This window comes from Bradyrhizobium sp. AZCC 2262 (assembly GCF_036924535.1).
GTDB lineage: Bacteria > Pseudomonadota > Alphaproteobacteria > Rhizobiales > Xanthobacteraceae > Bradyrhizobium.
Genome location: NZ_JAZHRT010000001.1, coordinates 3,946,351 through 3,960,539 on the forward strand (window position 1 = coordinate 3,946,351; position 14,189 = coordinate 3,960,539).

Annotated in this window: 12 protein-coding genes; 1 reads left to right on the plus strand and 11 read right to left on the minus strand. The window is 64.2% G+C overall.

All coding sequences use genetic code 11. The features are described 5' to 3' along the window. Positions 1–119 precede the first annotated feature (119 nt). The 10 genes from bamA to V1283_RS18860 all read right to left on the minus strand — a co-directional run bounded on the left by bamA (position 120) and on the right by V1283_RS18860 (position 12,926). Positions 120–2,687 carry an outer membrane protein assembly factor BamA gene (gene bamA / locus V1283_RS18815; RefSeq protein ID WP_334387940.1) on the minus strand — a complete coding sequence of 856 codons (2,568 nt, stop codon included), beginning with the start codon at positions 2,685–2,687 and terminating at the stop codon, positions 120–122. A 177-nt stretch (positions 2,688–2,864) separates the two neighbouring features. Further along, entirely contained in the window at positions 2,865–4,040 is a 1,176-nt protein-coding gene (gene rseP / locus V1283_RS18820) for an RIP metalloprotease RseP (RefSeq protein WP_334387941.1), read from the minus strand. Positions 4,041–4,083: 43 nt separating this feature from the next. Further along, positions 4,084–5,307 (minus strand): 1-deoxy-D-xylulose-5-phosphate reductoisomerase, encoded by a 1,224-nt coding sequence (gene dxr / locus V1283_RS18825; RefSeq protein WP_334387942.1) that lies wholly within the window; start codon positions 5,305–5,307, stop codon positions 4,084–4,086. 4 nt (positions 5,308–5,311) lie between these two features. Beyond that, positions 5,312–6,181 carry a phosphatidate cytidylyltransferase gene (locus V1283_RS18830; protein WP_442895758.1) on the minus strand — a complete coding sequence of 290 codons (870 nt, stop codon included), beginning with the start codon at positions 6,179–6,181 and terminating at the stop codon, positions 5,312–5,314. Further along, positions 6,178–6,933 (minus strand): isoprenyl transferase, encoded by a 756-nt coding sequence (locus V1283_RS18835; RefSeq protein WP_334387943.1) that lies wholly within the window; start codon positions 6,931–6,933, stop codon positions 6,178–6,180. Before V1283_RS18835 ends, V1283_RS18830 begins: the two co-directional genes overlap by 4 nt. Positions 6,934–6,975: 42 nt before the next feature. Then, entirely contained in the window at positions 6,976–7,539 is a 564-nt protein-coding gene (gene frr / locus V1283_RS18840; RefSeq protein ID WP_334387944.1) for a ribosome recycling factor, read from the minus strand. A gap of 70 nt (positions 7,540–7,609) precedes the next feature. Continuing rightward, entirely contained in the window at positions 7,610–8,326 is a 717-nt protein-coding gene (pyrH, locus tag V1283_RS18845) for a UMP kinase (RefSeq protein WP_334387945.1), read from the minus strand. A gap of 71 nt (positions 8,327–8,397) precedes the next feature. Beyond that, positions 8,398–9,324, minus strand: a complete 927-nt coding sequence (tsf, locus tag V1283_RS18850) for a translation elongation factor Ts (RefSeq protein WP_334387946.1) — start codon at positions 9,322–9,324, stop codon at positions 8,398–8,400. 133 nt (positions 9,325–9,457) lie between these two features. After that, positions 9,458–10,456, minus strand: coding sequence for a 30S ribosomal protein S2 (locus V1283_RS18855; protein ID WP_334387947.1), 999 nt, complete (start codon positions 10,454–10,456; stop codon positions 9,458–9,460). A gap of 223 nt (positions 10,457–10,679) precedes the next feature. Continuing rightward, on the minus strand, positions 10,680–12,926 hold the full coding sequence (locus tag V1283_RS18860; RefSeq protein ID WP_334387948.1) for a caspase family protein: 2,247 nt from the start codon (positions 12,924–12,926) through the stop codon (positions 10,680–10,682). Positions 12,927–13,168: 242 nt separating this feature from the next. On the opposite strand from V1283_RS18860, the gene V1283_RS18865 reads away from it, so the two are divergent. Then, positions 13,169–13,636 (plus strand): aminoacyl-tRNA deacylase, encoded by a 468-nt coding sequence (locus V1283_RS18865; protein WP_334387949.1) that lies wholly within the window; start codon positions 13,169–13,171, stop codon positions 13,634–13,636. Positions 13,637–13,759: 123 nt separating this feature from the next. On the opposite strand, the gene V1283_RS18870 is transcribed toward V1283_RS18865, so the two are convergent. After that, positions 13,760–14,179: a CBS domain-containing protein gene (locus tag V1283_RS18870; RefSeq protein ID WP_334387950.1), complete on the minus strand. Its 420-nt coding sequence runs from the start codon at positions 14,177–14,179 to the stop codon at positions 13,760–13,762. Positions 14,180–14,189: the final 10 nt, after the last annotated feature.

Below are 14,189 nucleotides of genomic sequence, written 5' to 3' on the forward strand. Positions count from 1 at the left end.
GAAAGTTCGGCCGACCTACACATCAGAGCGCCGGCTCCGAAGAAACGGAGCCGGACCCTCTTTCTAGTTCCGAGGCGTTCTCGTCACGCGGACCTGACGTCCGTTCGCTTCAAGCTACCTTAGAACGATGTGCCACCGCCAAACTTGAATTGCTGCACGCGGTCAAACTGACCCTTCGTAAGCGGCACCGCATAGTCGAAGCGCAGCGGACCGAATGGCGAAGCCCAGATGATGCCGACGCCCACCGAGGTGCGAACCACGTTGCCGTCGTCATACTGCAATCCCAAGCACGTTCCTGGAGCGGCCGAAGTCGTTGCCGTGACCTGCGTCGGCTTGATGCAACCGGGCACGTTGACCTCACCCGTCGCCGCCCACGACGTCGGGCCTTTGTAGTCCCAAAGTCCGCCGGCGTCGGCATAGACCGAGCCCTTGAGCCCGACTTCCTTCGGCAGGAACCAGAACGGCATCTGCAATTCGAACGAAGCGCCCCAGTATTTGGTGCCGCCGAGCGCGTCACGCGTGCCGTAGGGGTTGATATCGCGCGGACCAATGCCGTTCGGCGCGAAACCGCGAACCAGGTTCGGACCCATCTGGAAGTGATCGAGCATGCGCAGTTCGCTGCCGCCGAACTGGTTCAGCATGCCGCCCTGGAGATGGATCAGGCCGACGATATCGGCGACCAGCGGGGTGTAGTACTTCGCGTCGACCGCGGACTTGATGTACTTCACGTCGCCGCCGACACCGGCGAAGTCCTGCTTCCAGTCGATCAGCAGGCCGTCAGACGGGTTCTTGTTGTTGTCCAGCGTGTTGTAGTTCAGCGAATAGCCGACCGACGAAGTCAGCGCCTTGCCGCTCTGCAGTTCCTTGCGGACCGGCAGCGAGGCTTCGCCATCGCCGTAGCACCACAGGCCGATGCCGGAGGTGTCGGTGGTGGTTTGGCCGCCTGATGTGATCGATCCGCCAGCGCCGACGCCGGCCAGATTCGCAAATGCCGGTGACGGGTTGAACGCGAGCAGCGAGTTCGACGAATTGTTATTACAGTTCGCGAGCGTGCTCGGCAGCGAAATTTCCTGCTGATAGATCGAGTAGCGCAACTGAAGCGCGAGATCTTCCCGCAGCGTGAAGCCGAGACGCGGGCTGAAGCCAAGCGTCTTTGTGCCGTAGGCGATGTAGCTGTTGGCCAATTGCTCGCGATAAAACAAGTCGAGGCCAAGCGCGACGCGATAGTCGAACAGATAGGGGTCGACGAACGACAGCGAACCGCCGCGCGCGTACTGACCGTAGGTCACGGCTGCCTTCGCATACAGGCCGCGGCCGAGGAAGTTGCGCTCGGAGATGCTGACTTCGGCCAGCGCACCGTCGGTGGTCGAATAGCCGCCCGACACAGAGAAGTCGCCGGTCGACTTCTCTTCGAGATCGACGACCAGAATCACGCGATCGGTCGACGAGCCGGGCTCGGTCAGGATCTTCACGGTCTTGAAGAAGTCGAGGTTCTTCAGCCGGCGCTCGGCGCGATCGACCAGCGCGCGGTTGTAAGCGTCGCCTTCAGACAGGTCGAACTCGCGGCGAATCACGTAGTCGCGGGTGCGGGTGTTGCCGCGGACGTTGATGCGCTCGATATAGGTACGCGGCCCCTCATCAACGGCGAACACGATCGAAACGGTGTGCGCTTCGAAATTGCGATCGCCGCGCGGGCGCACCACGGCGAAGGCGTAGCCGCGCCGCGAGGCCTCGATCTGCATTTCCTCGACCGATTTCTCAAGCGCCTCGGCATTGTAGACCGAGCCGACGCTGACACGCGAGAAGCTGCGCATCGAGGCGGTATCGAGGGTTGCGATGGAACTCTGGAAGTCGACGGAGGCCACGCGATATTGCTGCCCCTCCTCGATCTTGAAGGTGACGAGGAAGCCCTTCTTGTCGGGGTCATACTCGGTCAGCGCAGCGATCACCTGCACGTCCGCGTAACCGTTCTTGAGGTAGAAGCGGCGAATCAGGTCGCGGTCAGCCTCGACCCGGTCGGGATCGTAGACGTCGGCGCCGCCGAGGAAGCTCAGAAGGTTGGATTCGCGCGTCTTGATAACGTCCTTCAGGCGATAGGACGAGTAGGCGACGTTACCGACGAACTCGATCGACCTGATGCCGGTCTTGCTGCCCTCGGTGACCGTGAAGATCAGGTCGACGCGATTGTTCGGCTGCTCGATGATTTCAGGGGTCACGCGCACGTCATAGCGGCCGGAGCGCCGGTAGATTTCGGTGATGCGCTGGGCGTCCGACTGAACCATCGGGCGCGAGAATGTGCCACGCGGCTTGGACTGGATTTCAGCCGAAAGCTGCTCGTCCTTGACCTTCTTGTTGCCTTCGAAGGCGATGCGCCCGATCACCGCGTTTTCGACCACGGTCACGACCAGCCGGCCACCTGCCTGATTGATTCGCACGTCCTGGAACAGGCCGGTTTCGATCAGCGCCTTGAGGCCGTCGTCGATCTGGGCCTGCCCGAGCCGGCCGCCAGGGCCCGGCTTGAAATAGGAACGGATGGTCTCGACCTCGACACGCCGGTTCCCCTCAACGGAGATCGATGCAACGGTCTGGGCCACAGCCGGCACAGACACCAGCGCGCTCCCCATCGGCGCGGCCACCATGATCAGAGCGCCCAGTAGAGCCCCCCGCACTCGCATTCCCAACATCATGCGCAACGCGCCCTCGTCATTGCAGTGCCGGCCCGCACACACCCCTACGAACCGGCAGATTCCCTAAGTTGCACTGCTTGTAGCCAATTTCGACAGGGCGGCAAACCAGACTTCGCGATGCGATTCCATTTTCATTCCAAGACGTTGCCGATGGGCAACGTCACAAAAAAGCCGCTACTACGATCTCCCGAACAATCCCTTCAGCCACGGCACCTGATGGAAGTCGTTATAAAAGGCAAACACCATCAACATCAGCACGAGAACCAGCCCGACACGGAACCCGTATTCCTGAGACTTTTCCGACAGAGGACGCCCCCGCAGCACCTCAGCCGTGTAGAACAAAAGGTGACCGCCATCGAGCAGGGGAACCGGGAACAGGTTCAGCAGCCCGATCGAGATGGACAGCACCGCCGCCAGATGAAGTAGCGGAATCAGCCCCAGCGTGGCCACCTGACCCGAAATCTGCGCGATCCGAATCGGCCCGCCGATCTGGTCCGCGCTGGCCCGCCCGGTGAAGATGTTGCCGATATAGGAGAGCGTCTGGTCTATGACGAACCAGGTTTCCTTGATTCCCAGCCAAAGTGCGCTCGCCGGATCGACCTTCTCCGTGGTGACCTCGCCCGGCGACGTCGCACGGGTGATGCCGAGAATCCCGAGGCGCTGCATGTTGCCGAAGGGATCCTTCACTTCGCGCAGTTCCGGCGTACCCTTCAATTGCAGCGTGGAATCACCGCGCTTGACGGTGAAGGTCAGGGTGTCGCCGGCACGAACGCTGACCAAGCGCTGCATGTCGGAGAAGCTGCCGATCTTCTTGCCGTCGATGGCGGTGACGATGTCGCCGACCTGAAAGCCCGCCCGCTCGGCGGCGCTGCTGGCTTCGATCTTGTCGACGCGCGCCGTCGTGCTCGGCTTGCCGAAGAAGGTGAAGAGACAGGTGAAGATGACGATCGCCAGAATGAAATTCGCGATCGGACCGGCGGCAACGATGGCCGCCCGCGCGCCGACTTTCTTGTGATGGAAACTGCCCGCCCGCTCTTCCTCGGTCATGCTGGCGAGCGCCTCGGCCGAGGCGGGCGTCGAGGCTTCCGATTCGTCGCCGAAGAACTTCACATATCCGCCGAGCGGGATCGCGGAGATCTTCCAGCGCGTGCCATGGCGGTCGTTGAAGCCGACGAGTTCCGGCCCGAAACCGAGCGAGAACGTCAACACCTTCACGCCCGCCCACCGGGCGACCAGGAAGTGGCCGAGTTCATGGAAGAACACGACGATGGTCAGGACGAATAAAAAGGGAATGATGTAGCCGATGAGCCCATGGCCCAACGTATTGAAACTATGAAGAAAAAACTCTGACATCAGGTTCCCCTCGACAAGAGCCAAAAGCTCCATCCCCAACCCTCTAGGATGCTTTTAAGGCAATTTGAGGCAATAGGGCGGCGGCTCGATTTCGCGCGTTATGGTCAACGGCAATCGCGTCGTCGGCCGAGCTCAAAGGCGCAAGGTTCCCGGCGCGAATCCAGTCGTTGATGGTGGCTTCGACAAGGCGTGCGATCGACCCGAATTTGATCTTTCCGGCAATAAACGCCGCCACCGCCACCTCATTGGCAGCGTTGAATACCGTGGTCGCACCACGGCCTGTACGTAACGCCTCGTAGGCCAGACGCAAGCCCGGGAATCGCTCGAAGTCCGGCGCCTCGAAGGTGAGCTGTCCGATTTTTGCGAGATCGAGCCTCGCCGACGGGCCAACGATTCGGTCGGGCCATCCAAGGCAGTGCGCAATCGGGATGCGCATGTCGGGCGCGCCGAGCTGCGCAACCACAGACCGATCGGAGAATTCGACCATGCCGTGGATGATCGACTGCGGATGCACGAGAACGTCGATCTCGTCGGCGGTCAGCGCGAAGAGATAGGAGGCCTCAATGACTTCGAGACCCTTGTTCATCATCGAGGCCGAATCGATCGTGATCTTCTGGCCCATGCTCCAGTTCGGATGCTTCAAGGCCTGTTCCAGCGTCGCCCGTTCGATGTCGGCCGGCGCCCAGGTGCGAAACGGCCCGCCCGAGGCGGTGATGATCACGCGGACCAATTCCTCGCGATTGCCGGAAGAGAGCGCCTGAAACAATGCGTTGTGTTCGGAATCCGCCGGCAGGATGCAGGCACCGGCTTTCGCCGCGCGCTGCATGAAGAAATCGCCGGCACAAACCAGGCATTCCTTGTTGGCGAGCGCGACCGCCGCGCCGCGGTCGACCGCGGCGAGCGCGGGTTTCAGCCCGGCCGCACCGCTCACGGCTGCCATCACCCAGTCGGCGGGACGCGCCGCGGCCTCGATGATCGCGCTTTCGCCGGCGCCGCATTCGATGCCCGTGCCGGCCAGGGCATCCTTCAATTCGCCGAGCCGCGCCGGGTCGGCGATTGCAGCGAATCGTGCGCCGAATTCCTTGGCGAGTTTGGCCAGTGCTTCGACATTGGAATTCGCTGTCAGCGCCTCGACCTCGTAACGGTCGCGCGCGCCGCGCAGCAAATCCATGGTGCTGTCGCCGATGGAACCGGTGGCGCCCAACACCGTGACGGTGCGCGCGGCTGCCGCCACGGCCTTGTTGTTACGCAACGGAACTGCGCTCATAATTTCACCAAACCATAAGACCGCGGCCGACGCCATCGGCGCCACCCCGCAGAAGGCCGAAAAGAGCCGCCACGACGACGGCTGCGACAAATCCATCCAGGCGATCCATTAGCCCGCCGTGGCCGGGAATAATGTGACTTGAGTCCTTTACGCCAAATCGCCGCTTCACGGCGGATTCGAAGAGGTCGCCGAGCTGTGAGACGACCGAAAGCGCCCCTGAAAGCATCAATAACGGCCCTGCTTTGCCCAGATCGAACGCGGCAAAGCCTGCCGCCACAGCCAGGCTGGCGGCAAACCCGCCGACAGCGCCCGCCCAGGTCTTTTTCGGGCTGACGCTCGGCCACAGCTTCGGGCCGCCAATGCCGCGGCCCGCAAAGTAGCCGCCGCTGTCGGTCACCCACACGATCAGCAGCACGAACATCAGTGCGGCGAATCCCCTGATGGGATCGAGTCGCACCAGCACTGAGGCGATCTCGGCTGCCGCCGCGTACAAAAATCCGGCCGCTGCCCAGCCTCGCCGCTCCGGCGCGATCGACACCACCGCGACGAATCCGACGCCGAGCACGATCAGCGCGGCATCGAGGCGGCCTATCGCAAAACATAGCCCGGCGACCGCAAGCGCGGCCACACCCGGCACCGTCACGCGAGTAGCTCCGCTGAGCCCCACGATCGCGAGCCATTCCACAAACAGGCCGATGGCAGCCAACGTTACCAGTGCGGTCCACAGCCAGCCGCCCGCATAGGCGATCGCGACCGCAAGCGGGATCAGCACGACGGCTACGGCGATGCGCATCACGAGATTGCGCGAATCAGATTCGCGAATTCGCGAATCGGGCGCGCTCGCTGCCGCCGGCGCGGCCTCGCGTTCGGTCACGATCCGGTTTTCGCGGCCAGACCGCCAAAACGGCGTTCCCGTCTGGCGTATTCGGCAATGGCGCTTTCGAGCGCGGCCTTGTCGAAGTCCGGCCAGTGGATCGGCACGAATACGAGTTCGCTGTAGGCCGCCTGCCACATCAGGAAGTTCGACAGCCGCTGCTCGCCGCTGGTGCGGATGATCAGGTCGGGATCGGGAATGTCGGGCGCGTCGAGATAGCGGCCGAGCGCATCGGCGTCGATCGAGGCCGGATCGCGCTTGCCCTCCGCCACTTCGCGCGCCAGCCGTTGCGCGGCGCCCGCGATTTCCTGGCGCGATCCGTAATTGAACGCGACCACGAGATTGAGCTTGGTGTTGGCCCGGGTCAGTTCCTCGGCTTCGTTCAGGAGCGTGCAAATATCGGGCTCCAGCCCTTCCCGCTCCCCGATCACGCGCACGCGCACGCCGTCGCTGTGCAGTGTCGCCAGATCGTTGCGGATGAAGCGGCGGAGCAGTCCGAACAGGTCGCCGATCTCGGTCGCCGGCCGCGACCAGTTCTCGGAACTGAACGAAAAGATCGTGAGGTAAAGCACGCCGAGTTCATGGGAGGCGCGAACGACGCGGCGCAGCGCCTCGACACCGCGGCGGTGGCCTTCGGCACGCGGCAAGCCGCGCGCTGCCGCCCAGCGCCCATTTCCGTCCATGATGATCGCCACATGCAACGGGACGGATCGATCCGGTCCTTCCGTGGCGGGGGCGGCGGCGTTCGGCATTATCTGAATTCCAGGACCAATCTCGATTCTTGAACGTTGCCGTCAAACGGTGAGGATTTCCTTTTCCTTCGCCGCAAGCAACTGATCGATTTCCGCAATCGTTCCGTCGGTCGCCTTTTGCACGTCATTGGCGAGCCGTTCCTGATCGTCTTCGGAAATCTCGTGATTCTTCTCGAGCTTCTTGACGATATCCAGCCCGTCGCGACGGACATGGCGGACCGCCACCTTGGCGGCTTCGGCGTATTTATGCGCGACTTTCACCAGTTCCTTGCGCCGTTCCTCGTTGAGCTCGGGAATCCGCAAGCGCAGCACCTGGCCTTCGGTCGCGGGCGACAGGCCGAGGTTGGAATCGACGATCGCCTTTTCGACGGCCTTCACCATGGACTTGTCCCACACCTGCACGGAGAGCAGGCGCGGCTCGGGGACGCTGACGGTCGCGAGCTGGTTGAGGGGCATGTGCGAGCCGTAAGCCTCGACCTGCACCGGCTCCAGCATGGACGCCGCGGCGCGGCCGGTCCGCAGGCCGCCCAGCTCGTGCTTGAGCGACTGGGAGGCGCCTTGCATGCGGCGCTTCAATTCGTTGATGTCAAAACCGGGCGTGGGCATAACGCTCTCCCCTCCTTAGAAATCAGCCGCCGGCGTCTTAAAGCCCGCGGTTCGAAGCAGCACCGGCATATCAGCCGGCAACCACCGTGCCGTGGCCGGTCCCGCGCAGGATCGCGCCGATCGAACCCGGCTCGGCGATCGAGAATACGATGATAGGCAGTGACGTCTCGCGGGCAAGCGCGAATGCGGTCGCATCCATCACCTTGTAGTCGCCGGCAATCGCCTGCGAATGCGTCAGGCGGTCGAAACGCTTGGCCTGCGGGTCCTTTTTGGGGTCGGCGCTGTAGACGCCGTCGACATTGGTGGCCTTGAGCACGGCCTGCGCCCCGATTTCGGCCGCCCGCAACACCGCTGTGGTGTCGGTGGTGAAGAACGGGTTGCCGGTTCCACCGCCAAGCAGCACGATTCGGCCGTCGGCGAGGTATTTGTGCGCTGCACTGCGGGTGAACAGCTCGGAAATCTCGGGCATCACGAACGCCGACAGGGTCCGCGCCGGCGTCCCCTTGCGCTCGATCGCCGCCTCCAGCGCCAGGCAGTTCATCATGGTGGCGAGCATGCCCATGGTGTCGCCGGTCGGGCGCGACACGCCGCGCGAGGAGACTTCCACGCCGCGGACGATATTGCCGCCGCCGATCACGACGGCCACCTCGACACCGAGCTTCTGCGCCGCGATCAAATCGTCGGCGATGCGGTCAACGGTAGGCTGGTCGATACCGAAAGAGTGGCTGCCTGCGAGATACTCGCCCGAGAGCTTGATCACGACGCGACGATAGACCGGCTCAGCCATTGCTTATCGCTTCCTTGTCCCGCGCAGGTGACTTCCGGCGCAACTGCGCCGGAAGATTTTGACCGCAGCGGTTACTTCTTGCCGCTGGCCGCCGCGACCTCGGCCGCGAAATCGGATTCCTGCTTTTCGATTCCCTCGCCGAGAGCATAGCGCACAAATCCGGCAATCTTCACAGGCGCGCCGATCTTGCCTTCGGCTTCCTTCACCGCCTGGGCGACCGACTTGCCCTTCTCGTCATGGATGAACGCCTGCTCCAGCAGGCAGACTTCCTTGTAATAGGTCTTCAGGCCGGACTCGACGATCTTCTCGATTACGTTCTCCGCCTTGCCCTGCTGGCGATATTTGTCGGCCAGCACGTCCTTTTCACGTGTCACGATCGCCGGATCGAGGCCGGACGGATCCAGCGCCTGCGGATTGGTCGCGGCCACGTGCATGGCGAGCTGGCGGCCGAGATGGCTGAGCTCATCGGTCTTGCCGGTCGATTCGAGCGCCACCAGCACGCCCATCTTGCCGGCGCCGTCGATCACCGCGCCATGGACATAGCTCGACACCACGCCCTGGCCGACTTCGAGCGAAGTCGCACGGCGCAGCGACATGTTCTCGCCGATGGTGGCGATCGCGTCCGAAATCGCGGTCTCGACCGTGACGCTGCCGACCTTGGCCGCCTTGATCTTCTCGACGTCGGCGCCGTTATGCAGCGCGACCTGGGCGATCATCTTGACGAGGCCCTGAAACTGCTCGTTGCGCGCAACGAAATCGGTTTCCGAGTTGACTTCGACCACGACGCCCTTGGCGCCCGAGGTCAGCGCACCGATCAGGCCTTCCGCCGCGACGCGGCCGGCCTTCTTGGCGGCCTTCGACAGGCCCTTCTTGCGCAGCCAATCCTGCGCGGCTGTCATGTCGCCGTTGGTTTCGGTGAGCGCTGCCTTGCAGTCCATCATGCCTGCGCCGGTCGACTCGCGCAGTTCCTTGACCATCGCTGCAGTGATCGTTGCCATCGTCGAATATCCTTCTTGCCTGTTAGCCGCGGGCGCGGCGCGCGCTTTGCGCCGTGCCGCCGTCAGCTTCAGGGAATGCGTAATCTGGGGAGCAGAACCGGTGGCCGGAAGACCCGGCCACGCGGCATACCAATTATTCCGCTTCCGCGGTCAGCGTCTTGGCCTGGGCAACCCAGGCATCGGCGCGGCTCGGAAGACCAACCTCTTCGCCGATCTTGTGCGCGGTGTCGTGGTCGAGCTCGGCGAGCTGCCAGTAGTGGAAGATGCCGAGGTCGTTGAGCTTCTTCTCGATCGCACCCGATACGCCGGTGAGCTTCTTGAGATTGTCGGCGGTGCCGCGCGGACCGGCCAGACCCTGGAAGCCGGTCGGCTGGGGCGCTGCCGGAATCTCTTCGCGGGCCGGCTGAGCGGAGGCGCCGATGTCGATGCCGTGGTCGCCCTGGGCGCGCGAGATGCCGTCGATGGCAGCACGGGCAATCAGGTCGCAATACAGCGAAATGGCGCGGCCGGCGTCGTCATTGCCCGGCACCACAAAGGTGATGCCCTTGGGGTCGGAGTTGGTATCGACGATCGCGGCAACTGGAATGTTGAGCCGCTGCGCTTCCTGGATCGCGATGTCTTCCTTGTTGGTGTCGATCACGAAGATCATGTCGGGAAGACCGCCCATGTCCTTGATGCCGCCGAGCGAACGGTCGAGCTTGTCCCGCTCGCGCTGCAGCGTCAGCCGCTCCTTCTTGGTGTAGGAGTTGGCTTCGCCCCCCGACAGCACCTCATCGAGATGGCGCAGGCGCTTGATCGAGCCCGAGATCGTCTTCCAGTTGGTCAGCGTGCCGCCGAGCCAGCGCGAATTGACGAAATACTGCGCCGAACGCTTGGCAGCCTCAGCGACACCGTCCTGCGCCTGGCGCTTGGTGCCGACGAACAGAATGCGGCCGCCCTTGGCGACGGTGTCGGATACCGCCTGCAGCGCGCGATGCAGCATCGGCACGGTCTGGGCGAGATCGATGATGTGGATGTTGTTGCGGGCACCGAAAATGAACTCCGCCATTTTCGGATTCCAGCGGTGCGATTGGTGGCCAAAGTGCACGCCAGCTTCAAGCAGCTGACGCATAGAAAAATCGGGTAGCGACATAGTGATGATTCTCCGGTTGGTTCCTCCGGAAACGTGTGAGCAAACGAGCCTTATGGCCCGGCTGCCACCGGACGGCCTTTTGAGCCATGTTTCCGTGTGAGATGGCGCGCTGTATAGCCGGATTCCAGCCAGAAGCAAGGAAATACGGCCGGATTTTCGGCCTTCCAGCCCTGCGATTGAGGCCCGTCGGGGCCAGATCCCGGGGGATCTGGCCCGTTAACAATCAGCACCGGGCACCCGGCGGGCACTTCCTGGCGACCGCCGCCGGCGCCGGGCGTGGCGGAGGCGCGGCCATCCGGGGCGGCGGAGCAGCCATCCGGGGCGGAGGTGGTGCAGCCATCCTCGGTGGCGGCGACGGGGCGGCCATCCTCGGCGGCGGCGCGGCCATCCTCGGCGGTGGGGATGGCGGAGCGACCCGGGCCGCCGGCGGTGGGGGCCTTGCCGCATGTACCGCGGCCGGCGGCGGCGCGCGCCGAAGTTCAGGCTGCAATTGAGGTTTCGGCGCAATCGCAGCGGACGGCTTCGGCGCAGCGGCGCTGGGTGGCGGCGCCACGACCCGCGGGCCCGCCGGAGCTGTGGCCCCGATGGCGGGCCTGGAGCCGGTAGCCGCGCCGGGTGCCGTGGGAGCCGCTCCCCCCGGTGGCTTCGCGTCCGGTGCAAGCCTGGCGTTCGGATTGACGGTGCCTGGCGATACCGCGGCGCTCGGCGGCGCGGGCGGCGCACCCCTGGCGCCTGGAACGGGGAGTGCGTTGGTCCTCGGCAAAGTCTGGTTCGACGGCAGCGCGCCCGGTGCATTGACCGGCTGCGTCACATTCGGCCTTCCGGCCGGCCCAGCGCCAGGCAAACCAGTCCTCACAGCAGGATTGATCGCAGCACTCGGCGGTACTGGCGCCTTGCCTTGCTGGATCAGCGTCGCCCTTTGGGCGACCGCAGGCGGCAGTGTCGGCGTGGCGCCACGTTGCCCCGGCGCGGCCGGAGCACCGGGGCGTCCGGCACCAAGTCGATCCGAGGGCGACGTCGGCTGCGGCGGCCTGTTGATGACGTTGTTGATGACGGCCCGGTTGTGGATGTTGGCAAAGATGATGTTGTTTGGCGGCGGCGCCACATAGCGCGGAGCCCGCACATAGACCGGGATCGGCACAAAGATCGGTTGCGGCAGGATGAACAGCCCGATCGGCGGCGGCGGCGGCTCCAATATCACGAAATCGTCCGGCGGCGGCGGCAGATAGTAGACCGGCGCGGGTGGCGGCGGGACAAAATCGAGATCTGGATCTCCGAAGGCCAGCACCGGTCGGTCGACATAGATGAACTCTTCCGGCGGCGGCGGCGGCACGTCGTAGTCGATGACGTCAAACGACGGCGGCGGCTCCAGCGACGCGGTGAGAATGGCAAGGCGGCGGCGCGCGTCGGCGGCATGCGGCCCGCGCGGATAGCGTTGCAGATACGACCAATAGGCGTTCGGCGTGTCGGCGCGGTAGGTGCGGCGCCACGTGATTGCTTCGCGCCGCGCTGCCGCGATCGCCCTCACCCGCTTCGCCATGGGATCGTCGGGATAGGCGCCGAGAAAATCCTCATAGGCCGGCAGCGTGTCGCGCTCCAGCGCCGCGGCATAGGCATCTTGCACACCAAGCTCGCGGATCGGCTTGTTGCGGATGGCGGCGACCTGGTCCGGCGGCGTAGCTGCCGGCGCATCCGGTGCGCGCTCGAAGAATGTGAAGGCCGCATCGACCTTCTGGCTGTCCCAGGGCACCTGCGCGCCCTTGCTTGCCTCGTTGACGCGAAGCCGCACGCGATTGAAGACCTCCGGCAGCGGCAATCCGCCGGTCCGGATCATCTCGGCCAGCGACTGCGCGTAGGCGCCGTACGGTCCCTGCTCGGCCGGTGCGACCGTTCCGGGCGCCGCGTTGAATGCGATCAGCATATGCGGGTCCGCCTCGACCAAGGCGAGGCCGCTGGCGATCTGCCCGTTGACGAAAGGCTGCTGCCGCGCCGCGTCCAGCACGACGATTCCGGCCTTCAGCGGCAGCGAGGCGAGTTGGCGGATGTAGTCACCGGTCCGTAGCGCCTCGATCGGCACGTCGGTATCGCGGTTGATCGCGGAATCGACCGGCACGAAATAGTTCTCGCCCGCCAGCTGCAGCCCGTAACCGGCCAGATACACCATCGCGACCGTGTCCGGCCCCGAGCTTTCGGCTTTCTGGATGAAATCGCGAAAACTCTTGCGCAGCGTGTCGCCATCGAGATCGCGCGCGCCGATCACGTCGAAGCCGGCCGCCTGCAAGGTCTGCGCGATCAGGCCGGCATCGTTGGCCGCGGTTGCAAGCGGCGATTTCGCATAGGCGCCATTGCCGACCACCAGCGCAATGCGCTTTTCCGGCTGCTGCGCGGCGGCGGTGTTCAAATGTCCCGCCAGCCCCGATATCGCGACGAGACACGCCGAGAAGATCGACAAACTTCTTGCTACCCGCATGGGATTCCACCCTGTCGTCGCCCCCGCTGTATGGAGCGCGTGTTAAAGTGAACATTTCTTGAATAATTGCGCTCTCAGCAAGGCATAGCGCCTCGCTCCGTCCGGTTCCGGCACTGAAATTCCATTGTCGCGGCTGTTTGGCGGGCGTATCGTTGCGTCAAGATCGTGTTCGCCTGCATCGTGAGGCGACTGCGCGAGTTCCTCCCGGTGTGCGAATTGCCCATGCAATGGAGGAAATCGCCATGACCGTTTCCCCGACCCTGCAGAAATACCTGGATCAGAGCGTCACCTACGACCTGATCCCCCATGCCCCCACGATGTCATCGACGCGCACGGCCGAGGCTTGCCATGTCCCGGGCGAGGCGCTGGCCAAGGCCGTCGTGCTGCGCCGCGACGGCGGCTACATGATGGCTGTCCTTCCCGCCTCCCATCACCTGCATCTGTCGGCCCTGAAAAGTCAGCTCGGCCACAAGGTCGACCTGGCGAGCGAGGACGAAATCGAACGGCTGTTCGAGGATTGCGAGCGCGGGGCCGTACCGCCGCTCGGCGAGTGCTACGGGCTGGATGTCATCGTCGACAACAGCATCGATGCACGGCGTCACGTCTACCTGGAAGGCGGCGATCACGCCACGCTGATCCGCCTGGAGGGCCCGCAATTCGCGCGACTGACGGCGAAGGCCTGGCGCGGCCACTTCAGCACGCACGATTGAGGCCGCTCGGTCGGCCGACTGCGCCGCTGCGGTCGCTACACGTCAGGTAAAGCGCCCCGCGCCTGTTCGCGGTCGAACCGGCGTGAGCCGACTGGCACGATTCGACCGCAACAGGCCGCCGCTTCAGTGATGGGCCGCAACGCTCTTCACGTAGCCGGACACCAAATCACCTGATGTAGAATGGCCGATGTCGCCCAGGCTGATCATGCCGACCATGCGTTTGCTCTTGTTGATCACCGGCAACCTGCGGACCTTCAGCGTCTCCATGTGATGCACCGCCTTGGCAAGGTCATCGTCCTCGCGGCAGCAATGGATCCCATCGGTCATTACATCGCGTGCCTTGGCGCGGCTGGCATCGAAGCCGTTGCCGGCAAGCCCTTTGCAGACGATGTCGCGATCGGTCACCATCCCGACCAGCTTGTCGTCCTCTCCGATTGGAATGCAGCCGATATCGTGCGCTCGCATCAGCTTGGCGATTTCGGTGATGGGGGTGTCGGGGCTGACCCAGTCGACGCCCTTGTGCATCGCGTCCTTGACTTTCATGGCGGACCTC

Excerpts from the sequence above, each read along its gene's own strand:
- bamA (WP_334387940.1), bottom strand. The coding sequence starts at position 2,687 with ATGATGTTGGGAATGCGAGTGCGGGGGGCTCTACTGGGCGCTCTGATC.
- rseP (WP_334387941.1), bottom strand. The coding sequence starts at position 4,040 with ATGTCAGAGTTTTTTCTTCATAGTTTCAATACGTTGGGCCATGGGCTC.
- dxr (WP_334387942.1), bottom strand. The coding sequence starts at position 5,307 with ATGAGCGCAGTTCCGTTGCGTAACAACAAGGCCGTGGCGGCAGCCGCG.
- V1283_RS18835 (WP_334387943.1), bottom strand. The coding sequence starts at position 6,933 with ATGCCGAACGCCGCCGCCCCCGCCACGGAAGGACCGGATCGATCCGTC.
- frr (WP_334387944.1), bottom strand. The coding sequence starts at position 7,539 with ATGCCCACGCCCGGTTTTGACATCAACGAATTGAAGCGCCGCATGCAA.
- pyrH (WP_334387945.1), bottom strand. The coding sequence starts at position 8,326 with ATGGCTGAGCCGGTCTATCGTCGCGTCGTGATCAAGCTCTCGGGCGAG.
- tsf (WP_334387946.1), bottom strand. The coding sequence starts at position 9,324 with ATGGCAACGATCACTGCAGCGATGGTCAAGGAACTGCGCGAGTCGACC.
- V1283_RS18855 (WP_334387947.1), bottom strand. The coding sequence starts at position 10,456 with ATGTCGCTACCCGATTTTTCTATGCGTCAGCTGCTTGAAGCTGGCGTG.
- V1283_RS18860 (WP_334387948.1), bottom strand. The coding sequence starts at position 12,926 with ATGCGGGTAGCAAGAAGTTTGTCGATCTTCTCGGCGTGTCTCGTCGCG.
- V1283_RS18865 (WP_334387949.1), top strand. The coding sequence starts at position 13,169 with ATGACCGTTTCCCCGACCCTGCAGAAATACCTGGATCAGAGCGTCACC.
- V1283_RS18870 (WP_334387950.1), bottom strand. The coding sequence starts at position 14,179 with ATGAAAGTCAAGGACGCGATGCACAAGGGCGTCGACTGGGTCAGCCCC.